At 68.9% G+C, this 10,939-nt stretch carries 10 protein-coding genes and 1 pseudogene; 7 read left to right on the forward strand and 4 right to left on the reverse strand.

Going from position 1 to position 10,939, the window contains the following annotated elements; translation table 11 throughout:
- Positions 1–20: 20 nt before the first annotated feature.
- Both ACFQ4G_RS16205 and ftsE read right to left on the reverse strand, forming a co-directional pair.
- Entirely contained in the window at positions 21–989 is a 969-nt protein-coding gene (locus ACFQ4G_RS16205) for a cell division protein FtsX (protein ID WP_238207218.1), read from the reverse strand.
- The gene (ftsE, locus tag ACFQ4G_RS16210; protein ID WP_238207221.1) at positions 989–1,687 is read right to left on the reverse strand and encodes a cell division ATP-binding protein FtsE; all 699 of its coding nucleotides are present in this window, start codon (positions 1,685–1,687) and stop codon (positions 989–991) included. The genes ACFQ4G_RS16205 and ftsE overlap by 1 nt, the downstream gene beginning before the upstream one ends.
- Positions 1,688–1,862: 175 nt before the next feature.
- Between ftsE and ACFQ4G_RS16215 the strand changes: the two genes are divergently transcribed.
- From ACFQ4G_RS16215 to ACFQ4G_RS16240, 6 genes are all read left to right on the forward strand, one after another.
- Positions 1,863–2,654 (forward strand): zinc-ribbon domain-containing protein, encoded by a 792-nt coding sequence (locus tag ACFQ4G_RS16215; RefSeq protein ID WP_238207222.1) that lies wholly within the window; start codon positions 1,863–1,865, stop codon positions 2,652–2,654.
- Positions 2,655–2,724: 70 nt separating this feature from the next.
- Positions 2,725–3,294 (forward strand): hypoxanthine phosphoribosyltransferase, encoded by a 570-nt coding sequence (gene hpt / locus ACFQ4G_RS16220; RefSeq protein WP_238207224.1) that lies wholly within the window; start codon positions 2,725–2,727, stop codon positions 3,292–3,294.
- Positions 3,295–3,523: 229 nt separating this feature from the next.
- Complete coding sequence (locus tag ACFQ4G_RS16225) at positions 3,524–3,889, forward strand: response regulator (protein WP_238207226.1); 366 nt, start codon at positions 3,524–3,526, stop codon at positions 3,887–3,889.
- Between the two features lie 96 nt (positions 3,890–3,985).
- The gene (locus ACFQ4G_RS16230) at positions 3,986–5,200 is read left to right on the forward strand and encodes an SMP-30/gluconolactonase/LRE family protein (RefSeq protein ID WP_238207228.1); all 1,215 of its coding nucleotides are present in this window, start codon (positions 3,986–3,988) and stop codon (positions 5,198–5,200) included.
- A gap of 74 nt (positions 5,201–5,274) precedes the next feature.
- The gene (locus ACFQ4G_RS16235) at positions 5,275–6,246 is read left to right on the forward strand and encodes an SMP-30/gluconolactonase/LRE family protein (protein WP_238207229.1); all 972 of its coding nucleotides are present in this window, start codon (positions 5,275–5,277) and stop codon (positions 6,244–6,246) included.
- 33 nt (positions 6,247–6,279) lie between these two features.
- A complete protein-coding gene (locus ACFQ4G_RS16240) occupies positions 6,280–7,470 on the forward strand; it encodes a major royal jelly family protein (protein WP_238207231.1) in 1,191 nt (396 codons plus the stop codon).
- On the opposite strand, the gene ACFQ4G_RS16245 is transcribed toward ACFQ4G_RS16240, so the two are convergent.
- Together ACFQ4G_RS16245 and ACFQ4G_RS16250 are read right to left on the reverse strand one after the other, a co-directional pair.
- The gene (locus ACFQ4G_RS16245; RefSeq protein WP_238207233.1) at positions 7,471–8,814 is read right to left on the reverse strand and encodes an ATP-binding response regulator; all 1,344 of its coding nucleotides are present in this window, start codon (positions 8,812–8,814) and stop codon (positions 7,471–7,473) included.
- Positions 8,811–9,962, reverse strand: a complete 1,152-nt coding sequence (locus ACFQ4G_RS16250) for an FIST N-terminal domain-containing protein (protein WP_238207235.1) — start codon at positions 9,960–9,962, stop codon at positions 8,811–8,813. Before ACFQ4G_RS16250 ends, ACFQ4G_RS16245 begins: the two co-directional genes overlap by 4 nt.
- A 240-nt stretch (positions 9,963–10,202) precedes the next feature.
- Here ACFQ4G_RS16250 and ACFQ4G_RS16255 point away from each other — a divergent pair.
- A pseudogene (locus ACFQ4G_RS16255) lies at positions 10,203–10,939 on the forward strand (IS256 family transposase); the annotation flags it as partial.

Here is a 10,939-nt window from a genome sequence, read left to right on the forward strand (position 1 = left end):
CCGACGCCCCGCGCCCGGTATCAGCGCAGGAACCGCCTGACGGTCAGCCGCGAGACGATGCCGGTGACGACGGAGGCGATCACACCGATGAGCAGGACGGCGGCATAGCCGCGCCAGCCGATATGGAACGCGCCGAACAGCGCCTCGATCTCGTCGCCAGCCGGCCCCGAGCGCCAGACCTGGGCGAGCAGACCCGCCAGCGCGAAGACGGCCAGCGCCAGGCACGAGCCGATGATCCCGCCGCGCAGACCGAGGCGGAAGAACCGGCGCTGGAAGGCGCGGGCGATGAAATCGTCGTTCGCGCCGACGAAATGCAGCACCTCAACCACTTCGCGGTTGCCGGCCATGGCTCCCCGCGTGGCGAAGATCACGGCGAGGCCGGTGGCGATCAGGACCAGGGCGACGATGCCGATGCCGATGCCCACGAAGGTGTTGGCCATCGTCGAGAGCCGCTGGAGCCACAGGGCGTGGTCGTCGAGGCTCGCCACCCCCGGCAGGGCCTCGCTGAGCGAGCCGCGCAATCCCTTCAGGTCGGGAAGGGGCGATTCGGCGAGTTTCAGGGTGACGAGGCGGGGCACGGGCAGGTCCGAGAGGTCGAGGCCGCTGCCGAGCCAGGGTTCGAGCAGGCGCTCCGCCTCGGCCTTCGAGAAGACTCGGGTCGTGGCGATGCCGGCCGTGGCCTTCGCCAGCGCCTCGGCCCTGGCCACGTCGGCGTCGATGTCGCGGCCGGCGCTCGGCCTCACCTGGATCGTCACCTCCTGGGCGACGCTGCCCTGCCACTGGTTGGCGCTGGAGGCGACGATCTCCGCCGCACCGGCGCAGAGTGCCGCGAGGAAGGTCAGGATCGCGATGACCGCGGCGAGCGCCCGGCTCGCCGCCGAATCGGTGGGGACGAGGGGCGCGTTGCGCCGCAGGGTCGCCGGAAGCGCGGTCTCCTGCTCGGCTGCGACGGGCGCCGAGGGACGCGGGGGTGGGCTCGGCTGACCCATCAGGGTTCGATCTGCAGACGGCCCTGGCCCAGGACGAGCCGGGGCGCGTCGACGAGGTCCATCAGGGCGAAATCGTGGGTCGCGATTAGGACCGAGGTCCCGAGCCGGTTGAGTTCGATGAACAGCCGCAGCAGGCGCCGGCCGAGGCCCGGATCGACGTTGCCGGTGGGTTCGTCGGCCAGGAGCAGGTCCGGTCGGGCGATGAGCGCGCGGGCGATGGCGGCGCGCTGCTTCTCGCCGCCGGACAGGAGCGGCGGCAGCACGTGCATGCGCTCGCCGAGACCGACCCAGCGCAGGAGTTCGACCACCTCGGCGCGGTAGCTCGTCTCGGCGCGACCCTGGACGCGCAGGGGCAGCGCGACGTTCTCGTAGGTGGTGAGGTGGTCGAGCAAGCGGAAATCCTGAAACACGATGCCCATCCGGCGGCGCAGACCGGTCAGGGCCTCGTTGGAGATGTCGCTGACCTCCTCGCCGAAGACCGAGACCAGGCCGCGGGTCGGCCGGACCGAGAGCAGGATCAGGCGCAGCAGGGTGGTCTTTCCCGCACCGGACGGGCCGGTGAGGAACTGGAACGAGCGCGGCGCGATCTGGAAGCTCACGTCGCTCAGCACTTCGGGCCCGAGGCCGTAGCGCATGCCGACGTTCTCGAACTGGACAACGGGCTCCTCGACGCCCGACAGGAGGCTGTCACCGGTCACGCGTTGCGCCCGGCTTCGTCGATATCCGCCATCCGTCCAAGCCCGGTCCTGCTGACAAGCGCGTCCTCCCCGTCCCGCCGCTTCACGGAGGATTAACCGCGTTCGGCGATGACGGTGTGAGTCTTTTTCTTCGAACCGGCAACTGCCGATCGACAATCCGAGGCGCCGATTCGCCATGCTGATCGTCTGCCCGTCCTGCGCAAGCGAATACGTGATCGATACCGACCGCGTCGGCGCGGAGGGACGCTCCGTGCGCTGCGCGGCCTGCCGCGAGACCTGGTTCATCTCGCCCGACGAAGTGTCCGCCGCCCTCGCCGAGGAGATGGCCGAGATCCAGGCCGCCATGGGGTCGATGGAGGGACGCGGCGAGGCGCAGGCCGATCTCGATGCCTGGGAAGCGGCCCTGGCCGAGGATACCGGTCGGGCGGCGATGCCCGAGCCCGAAAAGGTTCCGGAGGAGATGCCGGTCCGCCCATCCCGTCCGCGCAAGCCGCCGCCGGCTAAGCGCTGGAGCGGCCCCTCCCCGGCCGCCGCCTTCGGCCTCGCCCTTCTCGCCGGAATTCCGCTGGCGCTCCTCGCCCGCAGCACCGTGGTCCGGGCCATGCCCCAGAGCGCCGGGCTCTATGCCCGGATCGGCATGCCGGTGAACCTGCGCGGCCTCGACATCCGCGACGTCGCGGCCTTCCAGACCCAGGGCGAGGGCGCCGCGTCCCAACTCGTCATCGAGGGCGACGTGGTCGGCGTGGCCGGCACAACCGTTCCGGTGCCGCCGATCGAGGTGGAGGTGCGCGACGCGCAGGATCAAACCATCTACCGCTGGACCGTGGCGCCGCCGCGCTCCAACCTCGAGGATCGCGAGACCGCTCGATTCCGGGCGAGCCTGTCCGCCCCCCCGGCGCAGGGCCGGACCGTCAAGGTCGGGTTCGCGCCCGAGCGTGGGGTGCCGGAGGCGACCGGCAATCATTGAGGCGTTGCCACATCCCGCCTCCGAGGCGAAAACCGATGCCAGCCGGACCGGCGCGTGATAGGGAGATCGCATGACCAGCCCGACCCGACGCGTCCGCGTCCTCTTCGACGAAACCGCCATCGCGAACCGCAACGAGGAGCTCGCCGCCGCCATCGTGGCGGCAAAGCCCGAGAACCTTCTCGTCGTAGCGGTTCTCAAGGGCAGCTTCATGTTCGCGGCCGACCTGTTGCGGGCGCTGCACCGCTCCGGCCTGTCGCCGCAGGTCGAGTTCGTGCATCTGTCGAGCTATCGCAGCGGCACGGTGTCGTCGGGACAGGTGGCGATCCTACGCGATGTCGAGAGCGAGGTCCGCGGGCGCGACGTCCTCCTCGTGGACGATATCCTGGAATCGGGTCGCACGGTCGTCTTCGCCAAGGACCTGCTCATGGCGCGCGGCGCCAAGCGGGTCCTGACCGCGGTACTCCTCGAGAAGCCCGGCAAGCGCGCCGTGACGATCGATGCCGACTTCGTCGGCTTCACCTGCCCCGACGTGTTCGTGGTGGGCTACGGCATGGATGTGGCCCACGAATACCGCCAGCTCCCCTTCGTGGGTCTCGTGGATCACGACAACAGCGAGCCCGACCTGTTCGGCGGCACCTGAGCGTATCTCGGGGACATCCGGATCGCAGTAGCCTGACTCGGGTTCGCGATGGCAGCGCGGGGATCGTGCGAGGCCAGTGTCGTCCGGTAAAATGCCTGTGACGGCAGGGCGACATTTACGCACATCCGTTACGTGTCGGACAATGTCGCACGATCTGGTGCGCGATTGACCTTGACATACGACGTTCGTGGTAGCGCAGTCTCGGCGATCCAGTAGAGACAAAGAGTTGATGGCGCGAATCCTCCTCGTTGACGACGAAGAACCCGTGCGCGGTTTCCTGAAGCGGGGTCTGGAGATCGATGGCCATTCCGTCGTCACGGCATCGGACGGCAGCGACGGGCTCGATCGCCTGACGGAGGCGGACGGCGCGTTCGACCTGATGCTCACCGATATCCGCATGCCCTTGATGGACGGCATCGCCCTTGCCCTCGCGGCCAAGCGCGATTTTCCCGCCCTGACGATCCTTCTCATGACCGGCTTTGCCGACCAGCGCGAGCGCGCCCGCGGCCTCGATGCCATCGTCACGGACGTGCTGACCAAGCCGTTCTCGCTGGCGGACCTACGCTCCACGGTGAACCGCGCCCTCGCCGCCTGAGCGCGATATCCGGCGCGATATTTCGATGAAGCTTGGCCGCCGCTCGCTGCGTTGGCGAAGGGAGCGATACCTCCTTTCCCAGCGACGAGCCTTTTCATGCCATCACGGACCACGACCCGCACTGCCGCCCTCGCCGCGGCCCTTCTCGCGGGAACGCTCCTGTCGGGACCCATCGCGGCCGAAGCGCAGACCGCACCGGCCGCGGCCGGTGCTCTCACCAAGGTCGCCAGTTTCGAGCATCAGGTGACCGGCGTCACCGTGGCGAAGGACGGGCGCATCTTCGTCAACTTCCCACGCTGGACCGAAGACAGCGCCGTCTCGGTCGCAGAGGTGAAGGACGGCAAGATCGTGCCGTTCCCCGATGCCGAGTGGAACGCGTGGCGCAACGCGCGCAAGGACGAGCTCTCGGCCGGCGACCACTGGATCTGCGTCCAGAGCGTCGTGGCGAGCCCCGACGGCAATCTCTGGGTGCTCGATCCTGCCACGCCCGCCATGGCGGCGGTGGTGAAGAATGGGCCGAAGCTCGTCGAGATCGACCTGAAGACCAACAAGCCCGCCCGCACGATCTCCTTCGACGAAGCGGTGGCGCCCCAGGGCTCCTATCTCAACGACGTCCGCTTCTCGCCGGATGGCAAGACCGCCTACATCACCGATTCCGGAGCGAGCGGCGCCATCGTCGTAGTCGACCTCGCCAGTGGCAAGTCCCGCCGCCTCCTCGACGGCGATCCGACGACGCAGCCCGACAAGAGCGTGACCGTGACCTACGAGGGCAAGCCCCTGCGCCGGCCCGACGGGCGCGGCGTGGAATTCTCGGCCGACGGCATCGCCCTCTCGCCCGATGGCGCAACGCTCTACTGGCAGGCGATCAAGGGGAAGACCCTCTACAGCCTGCCGACGTCCGCGCTCACCGGCTGGCTGACCTCCTCGCTCGTGCCGGAAGCGCTCAGCGACCGGAGCCTGTCCGGCAAGGTCGAGACCGTGGGTGAGAACGGCCCGGCCGACGGCCTCATCATCTCGCGCAAGGACGGGCGGATGTACGTGACCTCGCCGCAGGACGATTCGATCAAGGTCCGCGACCTCTCGGCCAAGGGTTCTGCCCTCACCACTCTGGTCCAGGACAAGAGGCTGCGCTGGCCCGACACCTTCGCCGAAGGGCCGGACGGCACCCTCTACGTGACGACGTCGCGCATCCAGGATTCGGCCTTCTACAAGCCCGATGCCCCCGCGGCGCTACCCACCGACCTGTGGAGCATCAAGCCGTCCGCCACCGACGCCACCGGCTCGACGACGGCAAGCCCGCCGGCACGTTGAACCGACCTGCGAGAGGCCCGACCTGTCCGCGTGGCAGGTCGGGCGCGTCCCCGTACCCCTTCACGAGCTTTTTCATGCGCCGACGCGACCTCCTCTGCGGCATCGCCGCGACCGCCGTCTGGAGCAGGCCCGCCCTGGCGGCGCCGATCCTCCATCCGGACGATCCTCGCTTCGCCGAGCTGGTCGATCCTTCCGCTCGGCCGAAGATCCTCTACCGGGAGGGTCGTTGGTGCGAGGGCTTGTGCTGGGCGCCGCATCTCGGCGGCCTCATCGTCAGCGACGTCCGCTCGAACCGCATGCTGGTGATCGGCGAGGACGGCGAGGTGAAGCCCTTCCGCGACCCTTCCAACAACGCCAACGGCAACATCCTCGACGCGGAGGGGCACCTCGTCACCTGCGAGCACCGCACCCGTCGCGTCGTGCGCCGCGCCTCCGACGGGACGATGACGGTCCTGGCGGACAGCTACGACGGCAAGCCTCTGAACTCGCCCAACGACGCTGCGCTGGCACCGGACGGCGCGATCTGGTTCACCGATCCCGTCTTCGGCATCACGGTGCCGGACGAGGGTATCCAGACGATCCCGGCTCAATCCGCGAGGCGGGTCTACCGGATCGATCCGGCGGGCGAGGTGCAGGGCATGACCGATGCCGTGGGCCAGCCCAACGGCATCGCCCTCACGCCGGACGGCCGCACACTCTACGTCACCGATACCAGCGCCGCCCTCGACAATGCCGAGGGCGCCCGCACCATCCTGGCCTTCCCGGTGGAGGATCGCCGCCTCGGCCAGCCGCGGACCGTCGCGACCCTGGATGCCGGCGCCCCGGACGGGCTCGCCCTGGACGAGGCCGGACGGATCTACGCCGCCTGCGCCGATGGCGTGCGCGTCTACCTCTCGGATGGAACGCTGATCGGCCGGATCGCCACGGCGACACCGGCCTCCAATGTCGAGTTCGGCGGCCCGGATGGGCGCCGCCTGTTCATCTCGGCCGGCGCCGTGGTGGCCTCCATCGATCTCAAGGTCCGTGGCGCGGCGAAGGCCGGCTGATCGACCTCCAACCTCTGCAGGATCACGACATCCATGACCCTCGTTCGACGTGACATGCTGGCGGCCGGCCTCGCCGGGTTCGCCGCCTTGAACAGCCAGGCTTCCGCGCAGGACAGGTCGGCCGCTTCCGCGGCGTCGGCAAAGCCAGTCGCCAGCGATACGGGAGTGCCCGGCCTCGAACTCGCCATGGTGGCCGATGCGCCCTCGAACCCCACCGGAATCACCGTCTCGCGGGGCGGCCGCATCTTCGTGATGATGCCGCGCTTCGACGCCAAGGTGCCCTTCACCCTCGGCGAGGTCATGCCGGATGGGAGCGTGAGGCCCTATCCCGACGCGGCGACCAACCAACCCGACCCGAAGAACGCTCAGGGCAGGCTGCTCCATGTCCCCAACGGCGTCATGGACCGGGAGGACAGGCTGTGGGTCCTCGATGCCGGGCTGCCCGACGGTTCGGGTCCGCCGATGCCGGGCAGCGCCAAGCTCGTCCAGTTCGATCTCACCCAGAACCGGATCATGCGGGTCGTGCCGCTGGAGGCCGGCGTCACGGCGACGTCTTCGCTCAACGACCTGCGGATCGACATCCGCGACGGACGGGCGGCGGCCTACATCACCGACCAGGGCCAGGACGGGCATGGTGCCATCCTCGCCGTGGATCTCGCGACCGGCCGCGTCACCCGGCGGCTCGCCGAGCATGCCAGCACCGAATCCCAGAAGGGAATCATCAAGCTGGTGGAGAACCGCCAGATCCTCCAACGAAAGGGAGACGCACCGCCGCGCCCCGTTCAGGGTGGCGCGAACGGCATTGCCCTCGGCCCCGACGGCAGCCGCCTCTACTACGCGCCGCTGATGGGCCGCCGGCTCTACGCGGTCGCGACCGCCGCGCTCCTCGACCCTGCCATCTCCGACGCCGAAGTCGCGGCCGGCGTGGAGGATCTCGGCGAGAAGGGCATGACCGGTGGCCTCATCGCGGATTCGAAGGACCGCGTGTACCTCGCCCTGCAGGAGCACAACGCAGTCGGCCGGCGCGAGACGGACGGCACCATCACCATCCTCGCCACCGATCCCCGCCTGATCTGGGCCGACACGTTCTGGATCACGCCCGACCGCTGGCTCTACATCACCGCGGCGCAGGTCAATCGCAACCCGGACTACAACAATGGCCGCGACATGAGGCAGCCGCCCTACGCGATTCTGAGGATGCGCATCGACGCCGACCCGGCCTGATCAGGGGAGGAGGTGTGTGAGGAGGGCGCGCAATTGCGCCGGCTTGATCGGCTTGTGCACCAGTTCCGCGCCGATCAGCGCCACATGGGCCTCGATCTCGGCCGAATGGTCGGCGGTGGTCACGATCACCGGCAGGGCCGAGCGGGTCACGCCGCGCAAGTAAGTCGCCACGTCGAGGCCGCAGGCGCCGTTGTCGAGGTGGTAATCCAGGATCAGGACATCCGGCGGCGCCTGTCCCGCGGCGACGCTCTCTGCCACGCTCGCGAGGTCGCGGTGGGCGCTCACCTCGGCATCCCAGTTCTGGAGCAGGCGCTTCAGGGCATCGGTCGTCGCCGGATCGTTCTCCACGATCAGCACGCGCGCTCCCGTGAGCCGCGTCGCGATCGGCGCGGGGCCAGCCACGCTCTCGGTCTGGCAGGGACTGACGGGGACGGTCAGGCACACGCGCGTCCCGTGGTGAAGCCGCGAATCCAGGACGAGATCGTGGTCGAGCGCCGTGGCCATGCGCTGGACGATGGAGAGACCGAGCCCGAGGCCGGGCTCGCCCTCGTCACCCCCCGAGCCGCCCCGGTAGAATTCCTCGAAGACGAGATGGCGCTCGCTCTCCCCGATGCCGCAGCCAGTATCGATCACCTCAATGCGACAGGTTCCGTCGCGCCGTCGCACCGCGATCAGCACGCCCCCGCTTCCGGTGTAGCGGATCGCGTTGGAGACGAGGTTCTGCACGATGCGCTGAAGCAGGATCGGATCACTGTCGACCCGGATGTCCGGGCAGCGGACAGCGAGCCGCAGGCCCTTGCGCTCGGCCATCGGCATGAAGCTCGCAGCGATGCCGCCGAGGAGATCGGCGAGAGCGACCGGACGGATGACGGGACGGACGATCCCGGCATCGAGCTTCGAGATGTCGAGCAGCGTCTTGATCAGGTCCTCGATGGTCTGGAGGCCCCGCTCCACCTGGCCCGACATCGCCAGGGCTTCCGGGCCGAGCGGCATGTCGGACAGGGCCGAGGCCGAGAGGCGCGCGGCGTTCAGCGGCTGCAGCAGGTCGTGCCCGGCGGCGGCGAGGAAGCGCGTCTTCGAGCGGTTGGCGGTCTCGGCCTCCTCTTTCGCCGCGACCAGGGCGGAATTGGAGTGCTCCAGGCTGTGCATCAGCCCGGTCAGTTCCTCGGTCCGCGAGCGAACGCGGCCCTCGAGCATGATCGCGGTCTGGAACAGCGAATAGGCACCGCCCTGCTGGTCCATGGTGCGCTCCACATGTGCCATCAGCGCCGCGTTGATACGCTCGAGCTTGGCGATGCGGCCGGCGGTATCATCGTCGGCGACACGGTGGAGTCCGGCCTTCATGGAGCGGGCGGCCGGCCGATGGCGATGCCGGTGAAGGTCTGGTTGAGATGCATGGCCCGGTATTGCTCGCCATAGGTCTCGAACCCGACCACGTCGTAGCGGCGATAGAGGTCGCAGATGCCGTGGCGCACCTGCCGGCTCTCGGCATCGAGGCGGCGCAGTATGCAGTCGAAGCCGATGATGAGGTCGATGCCGCCCAGCGCCGCGTCGAGGCGGGCGAGTTCGCTCCGCGTGGTCTCCACGATGTCGCGCGGCTGGGCCAGGGTGAGCACGACGCCCTCGTCGATGGCGCAGAAGAAGCTCAGCGAGCCATCGTCGTTCATGCGGCGGATCGAGCGGCAGAAATACTCGCCCCCGACCTTCACCGCGAGGGGATAGGCGGCAAAGCTCATCGGCGTGAGTGCTTCCGGGTCGAGCCCCACCGCCATGGCGTATTCGCGGGCGGCGGGCTCGGCGTTCAATTCGTGGACGATGCGCTGCTCGTCGTCGGAGGCCGTGACCACGAATTTCGTGGTCGTCGGCTCGAAATGATCGCTCTTGAAGATCTGGAACGGATATTCCGTCTCCACCAGCACCACCACGGCCGCCCGGCGATGGATCGCGCCCTCGTGGAGCAGCACCGTCTCGCGGAAATGCAGGTCGTCGCCGGCCGAACCGCCGACGAGGGGGATGCCGTCGAGGGCCCAGGCGATGGCCGAGACCACCGTCTCCTCGGCATTGGCGAGACCGTCGATGAAGGACAGGGCGAAGCGCCGGCTCGGCGCCGGTTCGGGCGATTCCGCCCCGAGGACCCGTCGCAGGGCACGGACGGACGAAGCCGTGCGCGCCACGTCGAGATGGTCGATGGCATCAAGGATGGCGGAGACGACACGGAAGCCCTTCGCCGGGAACGCCACCACGACGAGCCCACGCTCCAGGCCTCCGGCCGGGCAGATGCCACCCGACATAGTGCATCCTGTGATGGGCGTGCCGGGGAAGGCGTCCTTGAGGGCGGCGCTCAGGTCATCGACGACGTAATCGGGAGAGAAGAAGACCAGCAGATGCGAGAGGCGGGATGGGCCGATACCGGCAGCGACCTCGGCCACCGCCCCGGCAGCCGTCGCGACGACCGTCCAGGCGGTCCTGATCCCGCACAGATGCTCGCGCATCCGCGTGTCCTCCTTCACGGCCCCGCTCCCTCGCCAGCATGCGTCGGCTTTGCGCCTCGACGTCTAGCGGTGAGAAGTATGTCGGTGCGGGAAACGCAGCGCAATGGCGGCGGCAGAGAGCGCAGAGCGAGCGTTCGAACGGGTCGTGTCCCAGGCGGTGGTGTAGCTGAGGGGTGGTCATCGGCGGTTGCCGGGTAGGGTCGGGTTGCGACGACCAACCCCGAACCCGAGAGACCCCCGATGACCGACGAGATCATGGCCCTGCGCGGGCTGATGGAGAAGAGTGCCGACGCTGATCTGCTGCGCGAGATGATCGGTTTTGCAGCCGAGCGACTGATGGAGCTGGAGGTGGGCGGCCTGACCGGCGCGGCCCACGGCGCGAAGAGCGCCGAGCGTCTGGTCCAGCGCAACGGCTACCGTGACCGGGACTGGCAGACGCGCGCCGGCACAGTCGAACTGCGCATCCCGAAGCTGCGCAAGGGCTCGTACTTCCCCGGCTTCCTTGAGCCGCGTCGCATGGCGGAGAAGGCGCTGACGGCGGTGATCCAGGAGGCCTACATCCAGGGCATCTCGACCCGCTCGGTGGATGATCTGGTCCAGACAGGGCACCCATCGCGGCAAGCCGCGATAGGGACCCTCCATGGGCGGCACGGGCGTGTCGAAGAGCCAGGTCTCGCGCCTGTGCCAGGAGATCGACGAGCGGGTTGGCGCATTCCTCGACCGCCCCATCGAGGGCGAGTGGCCGTACCTCTGGATCGACGCGACCTCCGTGAAGGTCCGCCAGGACGGGCGCATCGTCTCGGTCGCCGTCATCGTGGCGGTCGGCGTGAACACCGACGGCCGCCGCGAAGTCCTCGGCATGGATGTCGGCCCGTCGGAAGCCGAGACGTTCTGGACGGACTTCCTGCGCAAGCTCGCCCGGCGCGGCCTGCGCGGGGTCAAGCTCGTCATCTCGGACGCTCACGAGGGCATCAAGG

The sequence above is a fragment of the Methylobacterium marchantiae genome, from assembly GCF_042679825.1.
GTDB lineage: Bacteria > Pseudomonadota > Alphaproteobacteria > Rhizobiales > Beijerinckiaceae > Methylobacterium > Methylobacterium marchantiae.

What these genes read in the sequence shown, in the direction of transcription:
- ACFQ4G_RS16205 (WP_238207218.1), bottom strand. Translation starts at nt 989, where the DNA reads ATGGGTCAGCCGAGCCCACCCCCGCGTCCCTCGGCGCCCGTCGCAGCC.
- ACFQ4G_RS16215 (WP_238207222.1), top strand. Translation starts at nt 1,863, where the DNA reads ATGCTGATCGTCTGCCCGTCCTGCGCAAGCGAATACGTGATCGATACC.
- hpt (WP_238207224.1), top strand. Translation starts at nt 2,725, where the DNA reads ATGACCAGCCCGACCCGACGCGTCCGCGTCCTCTTCGACGAAACCGCC.
- ACFQ4G_RS16225 (WP_238207226.1), top strand. Translation starts at nt 3,524, where the DNA reads ATGGCGCGAATCCTCCTCGTTGACGACGAAGAACCCGTGCGCGGTTTC.
- ACFQ4G_RS16230 (WP_238207228.1), top strand. Translation starts at nt 3,986, where the DNA reads ATGCCATCACGGACCACGACCCGCACTGCCGCCCTCGCCGCGGCCCTT.
- ACFQ4G_RS16235 (WP_238207229.1), top strand. Translation starts at nt 5,275, where the DNA reads ATGCGCCGACGCGACCTCCTCTGCGGCATCGCCGCGACCGCCGTCTGG.
- ACFQ4G_RS16240 (WP_238207231.1), top strand. Translation starts at nt 6,280, where the DNA reads ATGACCCTCGTTCGACGTGACATGCTGGCGGCCGGCCTCGCCGGGTTC.
- ACFQ4G_RS16245 (WP_238207233.1), bottom strand. Translation starts at nt 8,814, where the DNA reads ATGAAGGCCGGACTCCACCGTGTCGCCGACGATGATACCGCCGGCCGC.
- ACFQ4G_RS16250 (WP_238207235.1), bottom strand. Translation starts at nt 9,962, where the DNA reads ATGCGCGAGCATCTGTGCGGGATCAGGACCGCCTGGACGGTCGTCGCG.